Source organism: Zhongshania marina (genome assembly GCF_002915595.1).
Lineage (GTDB): Bacteria > Pseudomonadota > Gammaproteobacteria > Pseudomonadales > Spongiibacteraceae > Spongiibacter > Spongiibacter marinus_B.
In genome coordinates this window covers 147561-166533 of sequence record NZ_PQGG01000010.1, presented here as the reverse complement: position 1 = coordinate 166533, position 18973 = coordinate 147561, and the positions used below count along the sequence as shown (strand labels likewise).

Sequence of the window (18973 nt, the reverse complement as noted above, 5' to 3'; positions counted from 1 at the left end):
ATTCAGACTCTAGACAGAAAGGAGCGCAACAATGAAGAAAATAATCCCCCTAGGGCTGTTGTGGCTTAGCCTATTCGTGCTCGCGCCGAGTTTGATGGCGGCTGAAATTTCAGTAAAAGACGGCGAATCAATCCAAAGCGCAGTGAATAAAGCGCAGACGGGTGACGTTATTTTGGTATACCCCGGCACCTACAAAGAAAGTGTTTATGTCGATAAAGACGGCATTACCATTCGCGGTGTGGTGCAAGATGGCGAATGGCCGGTGATGGAAGGCGAAGGAAAACGGAATGACGCTATTTTATATTCAGGAAATGATTTTACCGTTGAGTGGCTGACCATTACTCACTACAAAGGCAATGCCATTATGGGGCAGGCCGGTAATAATTTTGTGATCCGCTATAACCGCGTTATCGACACCGGCGTGTACGGAATCTTCCCCCAGTTCGGTAAAAATGGTCTCATTGAATACAATGTATTAAGCGGCATTGAAGACGCTGCGATTTATGTGGGCATGTGCGATAACGTCGATGTTCGCCACAACGAAGTATTTGATAACGTAGCGGGTATCGAAATTGAAAACACCCGCCATGCCTTAGTAGAAAATAATTATGCCCACGACAATACGGCGGGCTTACTAGTCTTTATTACCCCAGGCTTGCCCATTAAAACGACCTACGACGTTATTCTGCGCAATAATTTTGTGGTGAATAATAATACCGCGAACTTTGGTGCGCCGGGTTCGATTGTATCTAAGGTGCCCGCCGGTATTGGTATTGTTGTAATGGCGGCGGACGATGTTGTGGTAGAGGGCAATATTGTCTCCGGCAATAAAACCGCTGGTTTGGTTGTGACGGATTTGGCATTCATTACTGATATTTCTAGTGATCCAGAATCTGAGCCCAACCCAGATCGCATGGTTTTTCTCGACAACCTGATGTTCGACAATGGTGCCGACCCAGTAGCGGATGTTAAGGCATTGATGTTGACCCAGTTCAGCCGTCGTGGCCCAGATATTCTTGCTAATTTGGGCTCTGCCCAAGAGCCAGATAATTGCATTATCAACCGCGAGCGCTACACCAGCTTTGGTGTGAAAAAATGGAGTGAGTGCGAGCGTAAAGACACCGCAGACATCACCACTATGCTTATTCCCGGTGGCGCCCCCAACGAAGTTGTGACAACAGAGAACCGCACCAAATTGCTTTACCAAGGTATTTGCGCGGGCTGCCACGCCTATAATATGCGCATGATTGGCCCCCCAACTTTAACGGTGCAGGCTTTGTATCATAACGATCCACAGGGTATTGCGGACTATATTGCTGAGCCCCACAAGGTAAGAAGTGATTACCCAGCGATGCCGCCCCAAGGGCATTTGTCACCAGATTTACGCCGTGAAGTTGCTGAGTTTATGTTGAGCGTCACCAAATAAATTTTATTCAAGCATATAATGCGTCAAGTGGCGCATTCTGTGCTTAGCGTGTTTGCGAGAGAGGGCGGGACATGAAATCCATGAAAAGAAATCGCATAGCTTACGCTATTGGTCTTGCGGTGCTTGGCACACCTTCGGCCTATGCAGCAAAGAACTTGGCGCTAGAGGAGGTGGTGGTCACCGCCCAAAAGCGCGAGCAAAGTGCGATGACGGTGCCGGTCACCGTGGACACGTTTACGAATCAAGACTTGGAAAATACCGGCGCCCTGAATATGGAAGATATTCAAGCCTATATTCCCGGCTTGAAGGTGGGTGATGGAGTGCGGGGCGGCGGCACTACCCAATCTTCTTTTATCATTCGCGGGATCGATAGTTCGAATATCAGTACCGGTGGTGATCCCTCGGTGGCGACCTTTTTAGATGGTGTGTACCTGCCTCGCGCGGCGATTACGGTGCCATTTTCTGACATGGAAAGGGTGGAAGTTTTAAAGGGCCCGCAGGGCACCTTGTTCGGTCGCAACGCGGCGGCGGGGGTGGTGAGTTTTATTCCTAATGCACCTAGCCTAGAAGAAACCGAAGGCTTTGCGATGGCCAAGCTGGGAACATACAATTTGTTTCGTGTTGAGGGTATGAGCAATGTCCCGCTCAGTGACTCCTTGGCGCTGCGGCTTAATGTGCTGCACAACCAGCGCGATGCGGTTATCGACAATAAAGGGACGGCTAGCCCCGACCCCGGCGAGCAAGACAATCAATTTGCCCGCCTTGCACTGCGCTGGGAAACCAACGACAAACTTAGCATGCAATTTGCCTACGACATTGATCGTGTAGACAACGGCCCACAGGCGCGGCTCAGTATCAGCGAAGAATTTTCTAATTACCCAGACCCAACAGATCGCAAATTAGAAACCGATGCGATCGGTGGTGGTGAAACCAGAGATATGCAGGGCTTTACTGGGAAACTTTGGTATGAATTAAATGACGTTAGCAGCATGACGTTAATTGCTAGCTACCGCGCATTTGAAACCTATAATTTGCAGGACGAAGACGCTACTGCTGATGAGTCGGTTTACGTTGATACCAATAATATTGAAGACTCCGATATTGCCTATTTTGAAATGCAGTTTAATGTGGCGCTAGATTGGGTAGACGCGGTATTTGGTGCGAACTACAGCAGGGAAGACACCTACCAGCAAACCGCTTTAACCTTCAGTTACGGGGCGGTACTTGAACTGGCTTCGGGTATGGCGAGCATTCCACAAGGTTTGTTAAACAGCTTATTGGGCGGTGTAGTGGCGGGGAATTACGTGACCGAAACCATGACCAATGAAGGAGATTTTGAAAGCTACGGTTTGTTTACCGACCTTGATTTTACGATTAACGATAGACTGAATATTATTACAGGCCTGCGTTATAGTAATGACAAAAAATCCTTTAGCTGGGATGCACCGCTTACGGATTTCGTCTTGTCTCAACTACTACAAGAAAATTTCTTTTTTAATTCGGACGGTCTAGAAAGCGCCTCTAAAAGCTGGGATAAAATCACCGGTCGCGTCGTGGCAAACTACCAGATCACAGACGGCGCAATGGCATTTTTGAGTTATTCCACGGGTTATAAATCTGGCGGCTACGACTCATTAAATACCGGCACTCGCACCGCACCGCTAGATCCCGAAGTGGTCAGCAATATTGAATTTGGTGTTAAAGGCGATTTTTTCGATTCCCGTCTTCGCAGCCAAGTCGCGCTGTTTAATATGATCATCGATGATCGCCAAGAAGCGATTGAGTCGCGCACCCCAGAGAGTAATGGAGCGGTGCCGACGGTTATTAATACCGACGAAGATATTCAAGGCATAGAATTAACGGCAGACTGGTTGGCAAGCGACAATCTGCGCTTCGGCCTTATTTACACCTACCGTGAACAAGAGTCTAGCCGCGAAGCCTATTACAACGCGCAGGGTGAATTTGTGATTGCCGATCAGCTAAACGTGTCGTCGCCGCAGGAATACACCTTAACGATGGACTGGTCGCCAGAGATTAGCAACGGCTTGCTGTTATTCCATGTTGATTATATTTATGAGGAAAACACCGAACCGGGTAATGAAGACCATCAAGCATTCTTTAATATGGTGAATGGCTACGGTGACGACACCCAATTATTAAATGCGCGGGTGGCGTGGAGTACCCCAAGTGGCGGCTATGAAATGGCCTTGTGGGGTAAAAACCTATTAGGCAATGATCGTGTGTCGCAGCCAGGCGGTTTAACAGGGACAGATATTGGTACCTACCATGTTGGCATGGTTGACCCCGTAACTTACGGGGTGGATTTTAAAGTTATTTTTTAGCATTAATTTTTGCGTAATCCATACTGGTTTTTAGAAATGGTATTGATTAGGTGAGGGGGGATAACTAGAGTAAATAAATACTTATTACCACTGCGCACGTAATGGCTACCCAGATTGTTGCGGCGAGCTGCCATGCTTTAGGTGCATGTCGAAGTTCCATAAAAAAGAACATAACCAGCGCGGCTTTGACTGCAGAAATCAACATCACTGATATAGTGGAGGTGATCGGATTAACTGAGGATAAAGTAAATCCCCATGTAGATGTTGCGGTGCCTAGCATCAACAGTATCCAAACTGCCAGTATTGAATTAACAGAACGATTCATTGTTATTTACCGTACTAAATACAAGAGAGGGAAGAGGCAAATCCATAACAGGTCGACCATGTGCCAGTATGTTGCACCGCTTTCATAGGCAGTTATGCTATCGCCGGCTTTCGCTGACCTTGATTTGTATAATAAGACTGCCAAGATAGCATTGCCCACTACAACGTGGCCAAGATGCATTCCCGTCATGACAAAGTAATACATAAAAAAGTCGTTGCTTAATATTGAGATTCCGGCATCAAACTTTTGATTATATTCAATGGCTTTTAAAACAATAAAGGTAAGGCCACACGTCAAAGCTAGTGCAAAAAAGATTGGCGCTAAGCGCGGTTTAGCAAGCTTCAGTGCGTTCAAGGCAAGCACTACTAACATTGAGCTAGTGAGAAGAAGTAAGGTATTTATGCCGCCTAAATCTAAATTTAATGCCTGCCGACTTTTTTCGAAAAGGGCTAGGTTTTGGCTGCGATCATACATAAAACTGCCAAACATCACTGCGAATACCACCATGTCGGCAAAGATAAAAGCCCACACACCTTCTACACCTGGAAGGTGTCGTTTGATTTTATTTGTTAGTGGTGGTGAGCTTGTTGCAGAGTCTGTACTCATTTTATGGCCTCTGGTATTGCTTGTTGCTCAGCCCTTACCGCTGCGGTGAGGGCTGGAGTGCTATATCCCCTTTTTATATAAATCAGTGCGTGATTTTATTGTAAAAAAGGTTTTTATTCATCGCGGTGTAGGCTTAAAGCTTAGTCTTCGCCATCTGCAACGCGCCGATTAAGGTCTTTGATTAGGTAGTAGGTCGCAACAAATAACCAAATTAGCCAAGCAGGGTAAGGGAGCCAAAACCCGATAAGGCCGTCATAGGCGAAGGGACCATCGCGTAAAATAGCTGTGAGACTTGCTGGAAAAAAAGTCGCACCACAAAAAATGGTTAGGTAGTTAGCCCAATTAGGCATTACCGGTATCTTGCTAGTTTTGTCGTGGAGAAAACATAGCGCCATGGCAAACATCTGGAGCGTGGTGCACATGTAGACGGTGTCATTCATGAGCCAGCCAGCATCGGTTAACATTTGTGTCAACTCTGGTGAGCGCTCTGGCCGCTGAGCTGCTACAACCCAGCAAAACATGCTGATAGAGACAACCATTACCGTAAGGCATCCGCCCATCAGTTGTAGATATGACAGTACCGGATAGTGGCCGCGCTCTATGCGCATCATGCGGGCAGTTACATATCCCGTCCATGGTAGGTAAAAGCAGATAGTAATTAGTGCTACAAGGAAGCCAACGCGGATTCCGGTTAGATGTTCGACGTATCTATCGGTAAACGCCTGTGCCGGCCAGTCTGGGTGCGGCGGCGGTAAATTGTCGCCCATCCACGCCCAAAATATAACAAAGGTAATGACAAAGAACGGGCCACTGTATAGCGACAAGCGCTGGTACATGAGCTTTGTGTTTTCATCCATAGGAAGTATCCATTTTTAGCAATATACACAGAAAATTAATTATAAAAAAATAAAATGAGAAGCAATCATGATCTCGTATTAAGCTGGTATCGCGTAGTTGTCTTAATGGCGTTAACGCACAAACTTGATTTTAGGAAAAGCTGCACTTATCAATCCTAAATATATTACACTGGTGTAATATATGTATGCAAATTAAATTATTGCTTGTAGCTATGTTGTGCTGATTAGTTTATGCGATCGACTAGGCTTATGTTGAGGCGAGAGCTGTTGGTAGGCTGTTGGCTATATTGATTGCTATTAAAGTGACAACAACTGTTGATTGTAAGCTGCTGTTGTCACCAATAAGATTAAGAGGTTTTGGCGTTGTCTAACGAGATAATGGTTTTACGCAGTAATTTTGTTAGCGTAGCTTTTTCGTTTTTACTTAAACCTGAAAATGCATTTTCAATGGGAATTGAAACCAAGGGTGTGATGCGTTTTACCAACGCCTTGCCTTCTTTTGTAATGATAACCATGTTGCTTCTGGCGTCGACTTTACCGCTCTCTCTTCTTACATAGTTGTTTTTTTCAAGCGTTGCTATGAATTTCGTCATATTTGCGCGGCCGGTTCCAATTAATTCACTGAGTTCGGTGGGGGAGTTTTGACCGGCACCACTTGCAGACAACACAGCTAGTAGGTGGTACATATTTTCGGTAATGCCAAGGCTTTTAAAGACGTCAGAGAAATAGTCACTTAAGCCGTAACCAGACACACGAAGCAGTCGAACTAAAATGGTTTCATCTTGGGGTAGCTCTGGAAGCGCTTTCGCTAGTGGTCCAGAGCTTCGCTCAACGGATCTAAGCCGTTCTATACCTCTCATTCAACTCTCCGTCATTTAAATACCTTGCGCTATTCTAGTGATCTAGCGGTGGCGCGCAAGCGATATGCGGAAATTATCGATGCTAATCATTGGATTTATGGTTGGGCTTTGTTTGCACTGATGATGAGAGTATTAATTTTTTATGGCGAGGGAAAAAAAAGGAGCCGCTATAATATAGCAGCTCAAAAGGTCGGCAAGTAGGGTGGGGCCCACCTTGCCGGAGTAGTTAACAGTAGCCCTTGATACGTAAGACTAACGCTGAGAAGGTCTCGGCTATGCTCAGTTCAGGAATGTATCGAAGTTCCATTTCAGCTTTAGTCCGTACAATTTTGGCGGTGCGAGAGTGTCGCCGCGGCCAAAGTCTGATGCCAAGCGAGACGTTAGATAGTCTTTGTCTTTTAAGTTGTTAACAAATCCTGTTAGCTGTATACCCCACGGGTCGTAGAACCATGATGCTCTGGCAGACCAGATTTCATACTGCGGTATAATGAAGAACTCAGAGTTTTGTGGCGTTGTGAAAATCTCTCCTTTGTAGCTGTAATCCAAACCGAACTCAAAGTTACCAATATCACCAGCTTCGATAAACTGGTTTAAAGATACGCTTGAGCTAGTGCGGGGCGTACGCACTACCCTGTTGCCGGTGAAATCACGGGGACCATTGAGAAAGTCCGCACTAGTTATCGGCAGTGGAATGCCTAGCAAGTCACCAACGGTGTCGGTGGGTGCATTGGGGCCAAAGTAGAGGCCAGTGTCGTCGTCAAAGCCAGCGCCGTCTTTATAGTCGGTATATTCAGCATCGATGTAGCTCATGCCGCCGGTGATCGCTAAGCCGGGGTTCCAGTTAGGCATTGGCTGCCATTGGAAGTCAATTTCCGCGCCAGACGTTATCGCTTCGCCGGCATTGTCAAATCGAACAATCCCCCCAGAGGTTAATGATAGTAGTGCGGTTACTAGCTCTTTCGTTTCGGTGTAGTAAGCCGCACCATTGAGGCGGAGCGTACTATCTAGCCATTCAGATTTAAACCCTATTTCAAATGCGGTTACTTCTTCCCTCTCAGTTGGATCTGGGTTGCCAAAGAAGTTAACAATATTGTAGGTTGGGCTTTTGTAAGCTCGCTGCAACGAAGAATATACTTGTGAGTTGTCTGTAGCGAACCATTGCACCGCAATTTTGGGTGACACGGTGGTGTCATTAATATCAGGTACGCTAAAGTTGCTAATACGAATATTGCGAGAATAATCGTTGCCTTCAAAATAAGATTGCGGCGGCCTACCTAGGAGTGGGTTAACTAAGTCTAGGTAAGTATTAGAAATACCGCGTGTTTCTTCTTGGTAGCGTGCACCTAAAGTCAATAGCAGCTCATCAGTAAATTTATAGGTACCTTGGAAGAACGCCGAGGTGGCCTCTGTTGCCAATATTCCTGATGATTCTAGGAAGATATAATCAGTAAGTTGTTCAACAAGGCCGCCGAGAAGATTTCCAAGTGGTGATGCCACTAAGCCAGGGGCGCTTATCTCTAGAAATAGCCTGTCAAAGCCGCCCTCACCTTCTAAATGATATAGACCAGCAACCCATTCAAAGGAGTCGCTAAATGGGGTCTCTGCGTTTGAAAGTACTTGTAATTCGTAAGTTTTTTGTTCGTTAGGCTGATTGTATACGACAAAACCTACTTTTGGTTCGTCAGTGCTGTCGTAGTCGTATTGGCCGGTATCAGCATTGGCAAACTGGTCACCATAGATAAATTTTACATCTACTGGACCTGGGCGCCACTCTATGGTCGCGCCAAATAGTTCATTTACCGACGAATTACCACCTTCTTGGTCAGTATGAGTGTTTCTATCTAAAGGGTCTGGTGTGGCGCCTACATTCAGTATTGCAGTTGGTCTAGTGTTTTCTTGGACAAGAGAGGCACCATTGTACTGGTCGATTTGCGAAGCTATTAACGTCAACGATAAGCTGTCTACAATATCCCATTTAAATTTAGCTCGTAAACCACGGCTATGATCTTCTCGCCATGGGCGCTCTACGCCGTTCACGAAGTTAGTACCATAATTTTCATGGGTATCTTCAAAGCCCGCTAAAGCGAGGCCGGCGCCATCCCAGAGGGGAAATGCAAAATACGCCTGCATTTCTTGGCTGTCATAATTGCCGGCTGCGTACTGTATGCTACCCACTATTTCATCTAATGGTGGGTCCTCGGTTACGATACTGATCGCTCCGCCTGTCGCGTTACGGCCAAACAGTGTACCTTGAGGGCCTTTTAACACCTCCACCCGTTTGACTGGCCCTAGTGCATCTTGTTTACCCTGGGTCGCGGGTATGTTTATTCCATCAATATAGGTTGCAATGCTGGGATCGGCGTTGGGTAAAAACCCATCACTACCCACGCCTCGAAGATATACAACGGTGTAACCTAAGGTGTACGTGAAGCTGAGGCCGGGGGTGATTTTTTCTAGGTCTGCAGTGTCTTCTATACCAAATGCATCCAATTTTTCGCCAGAAAATGCTTGAATCGAAATAGGAACATCCTGCGAATCTTCTTCACGTTTTTGAGCCGTGACCACAACCTCTTCAAGAAGACGGTTGCTGCTTTTTTTGGTTTCGCCTCCAGCATTTTGCGCTAAAACGCCGCCCGCGTAAAAGGACAGCGATGCAATTGCAACGGCCAGCACATCTTTTCTCATGATTCACCCTCGGTATTTATTCATTATTAATAACTAATTCAGGATATTGAAAAATATATATACATTCTCAATACCCTGATTTTTCAAGTAGTTATACTCGTGCGGCTACCGTAACAAGATTTTGTGTGTCATTTGGCACAGTAACCCTGATCTTCTTTTTAATACTTTATAAATACAAGTATTAGACCGGTGTAGCATAGTAACGATTATTATTGTTTGTCAAATTATTTTATGTATGCGTACTTAATCTCCGTCGCAGAATCATAAAATGTTAATAAAAACAATAAGATAACTTATGGCTAGATTGTGAGCCCTCAATTGCTAAGTAAATTATTCTTGCAGTTAATATAATACACTGGTGTAATGTATGTGTACTTATTTTTGATGCGTGCTGTTTTTGCTAAGTAATCCTTGGCAAGGCAGTAGCGAACAAGCAATGTAAGACCATTGATTTATAAGGGGATAATAATGAAATCATTTTTAAAATTCATTGCGGTTGCCGCGGCAATAAATGTTTGCGTAATAGCAAATAGCTCTGCGCAAACCTTCGCACTTACTAGTCCGTTGACCCAGGTTACCGGAGCAATAAATAATTTGGGCTTGCCAATCGATCTGCTCGGGCAGCCAGTATCGACCGTCACTGGGTTACTTTCAGCTGTCCCTATTAATGATGTTCTTAGCCTCGCTGGCTCGGGTGCAGGCCTGTTTACCCAAGGGTTAAGCGGTTTAACAGGTCCGCTTGATAATATGTTACCTGCCGCTCCAGCGCTGCCTAAGTTGTTAGCAGTTCCAAACATCGCATTACTTGAGCAGTTGCCTTCTGTTGGCAGTCTCACTGCGCCGCTCTCAGGTGGTGGTTTTGACTTGCCTGCTCTATTGATTCCTGGATTGGGCGGTGGTCTTCCGTTTGACTTTTTAACACTGCTACCACTGTAGTAAAAGCTAAGAACAACGTGTACAAGCTCCACCTTGTACACGTCTATTTCAATTTCACGTATCTTTAAGGTCTGCTGGCTTTTGTGAATACGTTGCTTAACAGGCCCTATTATTGCCATAAGATAATTCTAATAAGCTGAAAATAGCGATGAATACAAGCAATGCCGTTGATGCCAATCTTGAGCATCGAGTGGAAAAAACCTTTTGTCGAATTTGCTTAGCAAGTTGCGGGCTGGATGTCGAAACCGATGGCAAAACTATTTTTCGTATAGGTCCTGATAAAGACCACCCGAACAACTGGAAAGATTTTTGTTCGAAAGGCGGTTCGGCTAATCAACTGATAGACCACGCTAAACGACTTCGTCAGCCAATGAAGAGGGTCGGGGATAAATATGTTGAGGCTACTTATGAAGAGGCCGTAGAGGATATTGCTAAGCGCCTTAACTTAATTCGCAATCGACACGGCGCGAATTCGATAGCAACGTATTTGGGCAATCCTGGGGCACATAATCAGCCTGGCACAATAGCCCAAAGCGGCTTTATGAAGGCTATTAAAAGTAATAATGCGTATTACGTTGGCTCGCTAGACACCAATAATTTACAGCTGTCTGTCGAGAAATGTACGGTTCTGAAATGGCGATTCTTATCCCCGATGTGGATCATGCAGATTGTTTCTTGTTTTTGGGGATGAATCCCGCAGTAAGTAAAATGGTTTGGCTAGATATTGTGGCGGATGGATGGAACCGCATAATAGCAGCGCAAGCCCGCGGTGCCGATTTAATCGTGGTCGACCCGCGAGAAACGCAAACCACCCGCAAAGCTAATACCCATGTCCGTGTTAAACCGGGTCAAGATTGGGCGCTGTTGCTTGCTATTATTAAGGTTGTATTTGAACACTCTTGGCAACATCAAGAAGACTGTAATGCTGCTTCAGGCGTATCTATTATTCAAGAAATCGCGGAGGGAGCAGATATAGCAGACTTGTCGCTGCGTTGCGGCGTAGCGGTCGAGCAGATAGTTGATATTGCAACCCGTTTTGCGAAAGCAAACTCTGCTGTTTGTGTTGCTAGAACCGGTATTTCGCAAAATAAGAACGGCACTGTGGCGGAATGGCTAAGTCATGTATTGAACCTCATTACCGGCCGTATTGATAAGCAAGGGGGACGTTATTTTAGTCATGGCGTCTTTAAAGATGCGCTCAAATTTCTGGATAAACTAGCTCCGCCGATTGCGCGCCGAAGCAGAATTGGTAACCACGAAGCAATTTCTGGCGCTTATCCTTTGGCGATACTCGCCGATGAGATTCTTACGCCAGGTGAGGACCAAATTCGTGCATTAATTATAAACGGTGGTAATCCTGTGATTTCTGGTCCAGATGGGGCGCGTCTTGATGCTGCATTTGAAGATCTGGATTTACTCGTTGCGATCGACTTTTTTCAGCGGGAGAGTCACCGTCACGCTGATTGGTTGATACCAGGAAGTCATTTCTTGGAGCGAGACGAGTTTTATCTGCTGTTCAGTGGCTTTTATGATCGGTCTTTCACCCAGCTTGGACGACAAGTGGTGCCGCCGCCTAATGGCGTAAAAACGGAGTGGGACTTTTACGTCGATCTATGCCTTGCCATGAAGGCGCCATTCAATGGTGTGCTGGGATTCAATGCAGTGATTAGGCTGAGTCGAAAATTAGCACAGTTGACTAAAAATCCTCGGCTCGCGTTTAATGTTCGTTGGATTTGGGCTTTAATCGTCAAGCTGGCTACCCCGCTGCGCTGGAAAGATATTGCCAATCAGCCACAAGGTTTGGTTTATGGCGAAAAAACCTACGGTCACCTCAAGTCAGCTCTTAAAACAGTAGATGGTAAAATTGCCGCAGCACCAGTTAACTTTGTGGCTGCACTTCAGCGTCGAGTCAATAGTAGTGAAGGGCTTGAAGCCCAGTCAGATTACCCGTTGCAACTGGTGAGTCTTCGAGATAACACCATGATGAATAGCTGGCTTGTAGAAACGGTTAAGCGCAAAGGGATCGGCGGTGACTTTATCGAAATTCATCCCAGCGATGCAGAAAGATATGCAATTGAAGATAATCAAATTGTTCGAGTACGCTCGAGCATTGGACAAACTGATATTAAGACCATGGTGTCAGAAAAGATTGCCCCAGGTACGGTTTGTATACCCCATGGCTGGGGCTCTCGTCTTTTTGATCCCGTCAATGGCACGGATTCTGAGGTAAAAGGGGTGAATCGCAATTTACTGATTGCTAGTGATGACTTAGATGAGCTTTCTGGCATGCCAAGTCTTAATGGTACCTTTGTTGCTGTGTCTGCTCTTCAATAAAGGCATCTGTTTATTTTTGGCGCTGAGGCGATCAAACATCGGTATAGGGCGGTGATGCTGAATGTCTTTGGAAAATTGCACTGTTGAGTTTTGTATTTAATGAATATTTATTGGGGAAATAGAAGATCGCTTTAATAATGGTGGTATGAGTGTGCTGGGGAGCTTGTAAAGCCGTACAAGAGGTATGCGGTTTTATAGGGACTGGCCCTGTCATTAATTCTTAATAGGGTGGGCATAGACTTTGGCGAGCATAAACGCTGGAGTTTTCTATGTCTTTACCTCGCGATCCGACTTCACGCCCGCTTCCATTGCGGCCCCTAACACGTCGCCGTTTTGTGGCGGCGAGCCTTGCAGGTTTAGCCTTAACTGCCTGTGGGGGAGGAGGGAGTAGCCGCAGCACTGACGGTTCGCTTATTACGCCGGAGCCAGTGCCAGAGCCCACGCCGCAGCCGGAACCCATTCCCGACACGGAAGTGCCGGGGCCGATGATGCCGCGAGGCTTGCATAGTAGCTTGGTGGGCGATAGCCACAGCTCGCGGACGATTACCTGGTTTACCGACGGTGAAGACGCACCGCTATCTTGGCTTGAGTTTTCTTCTTTCGATGACGACGCTGATGAGTTTGCGATACAAAATGACCCATTTGAATTTAGTGTTGAGGCGAGTAGTTCGCAAACAACGGGGATTGAAAGTTTTACTCACAGGGCGAGTGCTGATGGTATAGATCCCGACCGCCCTTTGTGTTACCGCGTTGGGTCTGACGAGGGTGGCTGGTCGGCGGTTTATGTCATTAAGCCAAGCCCTAAAGAGGAGTGGAGTTTTATTCACTTTGGCGACCACGGCACTGGCGAGCTTGCCCAGTTAGTCACTGCAGAAGTGATGCGAACGCCGTCAGATTTATTGATGCTCGCTGGGGATTTGTCTTACGCCAACGGCGATCAACAAATATGGGATGTGTGGTTTGACCAAGTACAGCCCCTGTTAGCGAGCCGAATTACAATGGTTGCACCGGGGAATCATGAGCAAAAAGATTTTGGTGGCGATACCTTTAAAAATCGTTTTAGTCATCCTCCCAAACCCTTAACGTCGTCGTTTGGGGCTAATGATCCGGGCAGTACTTTTTACTCCTTTGATTATAATCGCGTCCATTTTTTAGTGACGACTGCCGGTGCTTTAATTGGGGATGGTACGCTACCCGAAGAGCTTTTGAATATTGAAGTCGATCTCGCCAATGCAGCCTTTCGCCGCCTGCGTGGGGAGATCGATTTTATTATTGTGATGCAGCATTTCACCATATGGACGGATCAGCTAGATCGAAGTCCAGCCAACTTTACCCTGGTGGCTTTAGAAGAAAATATATTCCTGCGTTACGGCGTCGACCTTGTTATTGTTGGTCACGATCACATCTATCAGCGTTCGGCACCGATGTTCTTGGGCCTTCCAAATCCCTTGGGCTATGTGCAAATGATGGTGGGTACTGGCGGCGCGTCGATTCGCTTATTGGACGATGACGGCACCCAGATTTGGTCAGAATCCAGTTTCGTCGGAATTGGTTTCGCCCATTACAAAGTGAGTAAGGGAAAAATCAAAATCGACTATATTGGCGCACCACCCTTAGATATGTCTGATGCTGGTCGTGAGTATAGTGAAGGTGTTTTCGAAGTGCTCGACAGTGCTGAAATAAGCGCTAAGTCGCTGCTTGCCTGCAGTCAATGTGCAATGCCCGCCCGCGGGCCTGACGTACTGCTGAAAAACTTTGAAGCCATTGCCGCCCACACCCATGACAGAAACCGCCGTGCCCTTCGGCACTGCGGTTAATTCACGGTAGTTTTATTGTTCTAGCTGCGTTCGTACTGCCAAACGCTTGGCGTCAGCGATAGACGCCAAAAAGCGCACGTTGGCGGAAATCGCTCGCAGCTCTTCTAGCCAGCGCTGGCGACCAGCAACCGCGTCGTCACCGGCTTTTAGAAGGTCTTGGTTTTCGGCTATTTTAATGGCGTTTTCAAAATAACTGCCGGACACCGATTCTTCGCAGTGAATACGTTTTTGTAGGACACGTTGCTTGCCAAGGGTTAGGGCGTGATTAATAAGTTGCTTTTGATCACTAATTTCGCCCACGGCTTGCATGCGTAAAGCGCGCGCTAATACAAGATAGGCCTCAATAAAGGGACGCAGTGTGCCGTGACCCAAAATAGGTGCTATGCCCGTCAGCATTTTGCGGGTGGCTTTGGCACCCTGCTTAACGCTGTCTCGCCATTCGGGTGCGCGTTGGTCGAGCTCGCGTTCCAGCAGCACGATAAATGCGCTAGAGCCTTCAAAGAAAAACTCATACTTAAACATATCGCGTAATTTAAGCGCTTCATTGTGGAACTGAGCAATGGCATCGTCGCCGGTTTCGCTCACGGCGAGTAAGGCCAGATCGGCAATGGCGCTGGTTATGAAAAAGTGTATTAAGCCATTGCGATAGTAGGCCGCTGTGCGCCCTGCATCCATCGGTAGCATATAAACCGATTCAATTCCGTCGTTAAAGGTATTGATAACGCCAGTTGTGTCTAACTCTAGTAGGCACTTTCTAATGCCGGCTTCGTCAAGGTTTTGTACGTCGGTGGTAGTAGAGAAGCCGAGCATATTAATCAGCTGCATGAGTTCTTGAATGTCTGTATGCAGCTCATTAAAGGTTATCGCCTTATGGCCATGTTCAAGAATGACATAGCAGATTAGCGAGTTAACGGTTATTGGTGTGACGTTATTGGTGTCGACAGCGAGCTCGAAGGCGATTTTTTGAATGTCTCGTGTCTGTGGTGTCGGGCTGCTGCGATCTAGATGTTCGCTAATGGTGACACCTTCGCCGAATCGAACGTGGATTTTACCGTGGGGATTTTTCAGGCCACTGATGTATTCCATAAACCAAGAGGCCGACTCGGGGCGCTTTTTGCCGCCAGCCTGAATGGCGTCGTAATCAGCGACTTCGGGCACTTGATCGTAGATGATGGAGACCGGCATGAGTATTAAGTCCGGCGCGTCGTCACGCATATAGGCGCTGACTACATAGTTGATCAAGCCGTAGCGTGGTGGCATGAGTTTGCCAGTTCGCGAACGCGTACCTTCGAGCGCCCACATTAATGGGAAGCGCTTTTCACCTAAATAGTCGATGTAGTTTTTAAATACTATTTTGTAGACCGCATCGTTCTGGAAGCTGCGGCGAATGAATATCGCGCCAGATCTTCGCATTAGCAGGCCGAAACCCGGCATATTCATATTGATGCCACCAAACAAATGTAGCGGCGTTAAGTTTTGATCGTGAAAGATGGTCATCAATAGAAAACCATCAATATGAGATTTGTGGGTAAATAAAAATGCGACGGGTTTTTCAGCGAGCAGCTTGCGAATACGCTCAATATCACCGTCGGCATAATCAATGTTTTTGTCGAAGCCTCGGGTATACATAAAACGGCCGAGTGCCGCAAAAAGGTCTGTACCTAATGTGGTTGGCTTTGCTGACATTTCATCTAGGCAAAGTTTTGCTTCTTTGATCAGGCTATCCATAGAGCGGCCTGAGGATTGGCTGAGCTCTGTTAAGGCTTTGATCACCGAGGGTTTGCGTATAACTTCGTCGGAGAGAAGCTGCGGTATTTTGTAGCGCGCACCTTTGGTTTTGCGTTCCACTTTCTCTATGGCTAAGAATGCTGAGCGATCAATAAATTTAACCAGATTTTCTGTGCCGCCGTGTTTGAGTACATGTTGGCTGCAACTTTCTTTTAGCTGCTCTAAACTCGCGCCGTTGCCGACGGTGATGCTGTGGCTGTCGCTGCCCTTGCGAAGCCTAAGTTGTTGCTGAATCCACCCCGGGTATTCACGATTACCGGTAACTAAATCACGCAGTGATATGCCTGCTATTTTTTGCGGCGAACGGGTTTGCCAGCATATTCGTATCGGCACAAAGTAGGGGTTGTCATTCGATTTTGTAAGCTCAAGCAACTGGGTGTTGGTGCGGGCACTGCTCCGCCTGGCTTGGCGTAATTGTCTGTGTACAACGTGGTAGGTGGCGCCTGCGGGTTGATGCTTGCGGATAGCGTCTTCTAAAAGACGTTTTTCGGTTCTATTGATACTGTCGACAATGAATACAATGGGGCCGGAGACGGATTCTGGCCAAGGGTTATTGCGAGTGTCTTGCATATTGCTATTCCTTTAGTGCTATACCACTGAGCGCCACTATGAAAATTTTTATACGCTTTTATTATGAATCTGTTGGTAGATTACAGATTTACTAATTAAATATCGTGCTTGTTATGCTAATTTTTGTTCGAGCCATGTGTGTATCGTTGCATAGATTTCGAGTTTTTCAGGTTCGAGGAATATCTCATGGTAAAGACCGGGGTAAATCTTCAAAGTTTTGTCGCTAGAGGAAATACCTGCATATAATTTTTCTGAACCGCTGGGTGAAGCCATTTTGTCATCGCCACCGTGAAGAATTAGCATCGGCAAGGAAATGTTCGCGGCATTTTTTAAAACCCGATCCGCCGTGCGCAGTATTTCGGTAATCAGGCGTACCCGAATTTTTCCGGTAAAGACATGCGGGTCATTTTTGTAGGCTTCCACTACTGCGGGGTCGTGGCAAACGTCATTGGCTTCTAATTGCAGAACCGGTAATTTTGGTAAGACCTTAGACAGCGTATTTAGCACGACTTTTTGCACGGGGCTAATAACGTCGCCGGTGGCCAGCGCCGCGCCAGACAATATACAGCCAGCGAGCTTTTGTTGATGCTCTAATAAATAGGCGCTAGAAATAACGCCGCCCATGCTGTGACCAACCAAGAACAGCTTTTTGCCTGGGTGCTGATTGGCAATGTTATTTAGGTATTGGTCTAGCGTAGTTAAAAAATCATCGAAGCTATTTATATATCCCCGCAAACCTTGAGAGTGGCCGTGGCCTTCGTGATCTAGGGCATATACCGCATAGCCTTGTTCGGTAAAATAATTTGCTATGCCCACATAGCGGTTGCTGTGTTCGGCAAGGCCATGTACCAAAATTAAAACGGCTTTTGGCTCGTCGCTTGGTTGCCAGTTTTGGGTGTAGATGCGGCAACCTGAGTTGCTGCTTAACGTGCTTTGCTGGTGTGTCATTTATTGGCTTCCATTGCAACGTCAGTTCGAGTTTGTTGTGAGTCAGCGATTAAACGTAGCTCCATGTCGCGCAATATGCGATCCAGAACATGACTGACACTGGTTTGTAGGCGAATAGTTTCTATATGTGGCCAGCATGCGCGCTCACCGTCACGAATCATATTCATGATCTCTTCGGTACTGCGCCCCGACAGCAAGCCAATGGGGCTGTGCAAGCGCCGCGGAGGCAGGATGTTAATGTCGCCGGTATAGGTTTGCGCTAATACAGAGCTGGTCATATTGACGACTTTACTCAAGGTTGGGTTAAGTCCAACGGGTTTGGCTATCAGTTTTGTACCGGCCAGCAGCCACTCGCGGGTGGTGTTGCGCATGGCGTGTTTAATAATACCCCAGCCATGTTGCTCTTTTGATTCGGTCACAAAGGGCAGCGCAATTGGGTTGGTTTGGCTAACGATGAAATGGTTGACGCCGTAGAGACGAGCGACGCGTTTAATGGGCATGTCGTCGCTGACCGAGCCGTCGATCCATTTGCGCGAAGCGAGATAGGCCTGCCGCTCGCCGCGTTGATTTTTGGCCGCCAAGGTGACCGCAGGAAAAGCGCCAGGGAAGGCGCAGGATGCCATAACGGCCTCGCGGATCATGACATTGGGTGAGGCAACAGCATTTAGCAAACGCGATGATTGATGCTTTTCTGCCGGTGCGACCGAGACGTTTATTTGCAGTCCAGTGAGGTGGTAGGCCTCTTGGAATGTCAGGTCGGGAATTAAACGCTCATATAGTTTTACCACGGCTTCCGGTGAAATGGCGGCGCGTTTAAACATATTTAGACCGGCGAGAATACCGCCTTCTTTTTCTACCTCAAAGCGAATGTATTCCGGTGCAAAAATTTTGGCTAAGTCTGCGCGAGAGTGAGTGCCCACTAGCGCAGAAATTAAAGCACCGCCGCTGGAGCCCGACATGATGGGGGGCAATAACTGCTGTTCCCACAGCGCTTTAACCACGCCGAGGTGAAAGTATAAGAGGGTGCCAGATCCACTCAGCATTAATGCAGAGCGACCAAAGCAGTGGCTGGCGCGCTGGAAAAACTCAAACTTTTCTTCTAAGGAAATATCGTCAGCGTTGTCACTGGCTAAATGCAGCAGTGCAGAGCCGATTTCTTCGATGTATTCAACAATGAGGCTTTTGGTGCCAAAGCGCGCTTTTTTGTAAAGTATAGAGCGTCCCATGCCGCCCATATTGCCGTGTATACCTTCGTTCAGGGCAAAAAGAAGGCCGTGATTGTCTGATTTTGCCCGCAGTTCCCGCAGTCGCTCTAGGCGTTGGCGAATCGATTTGAAGTCATACAAGCCACTGCGGTCTACATTCTTCCAGTAATCGAGTCCGGTTTTTTCGTCGCTGCGAATCGCCGCAGCTTTCCACTGCTCGTAGCTTTCTGCATGCTCTAATTCGTTGTCGATAACGTCTTTACGTCTAGCCATT

At 46.9% G+C, this 18973-nt stretch carries 14 protein-coding genes; 6 read left to right on the top strand and 8 right to left on the bottom strand.

Features of this window, described 5'->3' with window-relative positions; translation table 11 throughout:
- The first annotated feature begins 31 nt into the window (after window positions 1-31).
- Together C0068_RS04900 and C0068_RS04895 are read left to right on the top strand one after the other, a co-directional pair.
- Window positions 32-1426, top strand: coding sequence for a parallel beta-helix domain-containing protein (locus tag C0068_RS04900; RefSeq protein ID WP_103683370.1), 1395 nt, complete (start codon window positions 32-34; stop codon window positions 1424-1426).
- 71 nt (window positions 1427-1497) lie between these two features.
- Window positions 1498-3768, top strand: coding sequence for a TonB-dependent receptor (locus C0068_RS04895; protein ID WP_103683369.1), 2271 nt, complete (start codon window positions 1498-1500; stop codon window positions 3766-3768).
- Between the two features lie 64 nt (window positions 3769-3832).
- Here C0068_RS04895 and C0068_RS19850 read toward each other — a convergent pair whose 3' ends face one another.
- The 5 genes from C0068_RS19850 to C0068_RS04870 form a co-directional block, all read right to left on the bottom strand.
- The gene (locus C0068_RS19850; protein WP_103683368.1) at window positions 3833-4093 is read right to left on the bottom strand and encodes a cytochrome C oxidase subunit IV family protein; all 261 of its coding nucleotides are present in this window, start codon (window positions 4091-4093) and stop codon (window positions 3833-3835) included.
- Window positions 4094-4099: 6 nt separating this feature from the next.
- The gene (locus tag C0068_RS04885) at window positions 4100-4699 is read right to left on the bottom strand and encodes a cytochrome c oxidase subunit 3 (RefSeq protein WP_103683367.1); all 600 of its coding nucleotides are present in this window, start codon (window positions 4697-4699) and stop codon (window positions 4100-4102) included.
- Window positions 4700-4839: 140 nt separating this feature from the next.
- A complete protein-coding gene (locus C0068_RS04880) occupies window positions 4840-5556 on the bottom strand; it encodes a hypothetical protein (protein ID WP_103683366.1) in 717 nt (238 codons plus the stop codon).
- Between the two features lie 347 nt (window positions 5557-5903).
- Window positions 5904-6416 carry a MarR family winged helix-turn-helix transcriptional regulator gene (locus C0068_RS04875; protein WP_103683365.1) on the bottom strand — a complete coding sequence of 171 codons (513 nt, stop codon included), beginning with the start codon at window positions 6414-6416 and terminating at the stop codon, window positions 5904-5906.
- A gap of 279 nt (window positions 6417-6695) precedes the next feature.
- Entirely contained in the window at window positions 6696-9101 is a 2406-nt protein-coding gene (locus tag C0068_RS04870) for a TonB-dependent receptor (RefSeq protein WP_103683364.1), read from the bottom strand.
- A 468-nt stretch (window positions 9102-9569) separates the two neighbouring features.
- Here C0068_RS04870 and C0068_RS04865 point away from each other — a divergent pair, with 468 nt between their 5' ends.
- The 4 genes from C0068_RS04865 to C0068_RS04850 all read left to right on the top strand — a co-directional run bounded on the left by C0068_RS04865 (window position 9570) and on the right by C0068_RS04850 (window position 14188).
- Window positions 9570-10037 (top strand): hypothetical protein, encoded by a 468-nt coding sequence (locus C0068_RS04865; RefSeq protein ID WP_103683363.1) that lies wholly within the window; start codon window positions 9570-9572, stop codon window positions 10035-10037.
- A gap of 148 nt (window positions 10038-10185) precedes the next feature.
- Window positions 10186-10728, top strand: a complete 543-nt coding sequence (locus C0068_RS19775; RefSeq protein ID WP_103683362.1) for a molybdopterin-dependent oxidoreductase — start codon at window positions 10186-10188, stop codon at window positions 10726-10728.
- A complete protein-coding gene (locus C0068_RS19770) occupies window positions 10671-12371 on the top strand; it encodes a molybdopterin-containing oxidoreductase family protein (protein ID WP_158249917.1) in 1701 nt (566 codons plus the stop codon). Before C0068_RS19775 ends, C0068_RS19770 begins: the two co-directional genes overlap by 58 nt.
- Before the next feature lie 269 nt (window positions 12372-12640).
- Complete coding sequence (locus C0068_RS04850; RefSeq protein ID WP_103683360.1) at window positions 12641-14188, top strand: purple acid phosphatase family protein; 1548 nt, start codon at window positions 12641-12643, stop codon at window positions 14186-14188.
- 12 nt (window positions 14189-14200) lie between these two features.
- Here the strand turns inward: C0068_RS04850 and C0068_RS04845 are convergent, their stop codons facing one another.
- From C0068_RS04845 to C0068_RS04835, 3 genes are all read right to left on the bottom strand, one after another.
- Window positions 14201-16546 (bottom strand): 1-acyl-sn-glycerol-3-phosphate acyltransferase, encoded by a 2346-nt coding sequence (locus C0068_RS04845; protein ID WP_103683359.1) that lies wholly within the window; start codon window positions 16544-16546, stop codon window positions 14201-14203.
- Between the two features lie 111 nt (window positions 16547-16657).
- Window positions 16658-17494, bottom strand: a complete 837-nt coding sequence (locus tag C0068_RS04840) for an alpha/beta hydrolase (RefSeq protein ID WP_103683358.1) — start codon at window positions 17492-17494, stop codon at window positions 16658-16660.
- Window positions 17491-18972 (bottom strand): DUF3336 domain-containing protein, encoded by a 1482-nt coding sequence (locus C0068_RS04835; protein WP_103683357.1) that lies wholly within the window; start codon window positions 18970-18972, stop codon window positions 17491-17493. Before C0068_RS04835 ends, C0068_RS04840 begins: the two co-directional genes overlap by 4 nt.
- Window position 18973 lies beyond the last annotated feature (1 nt).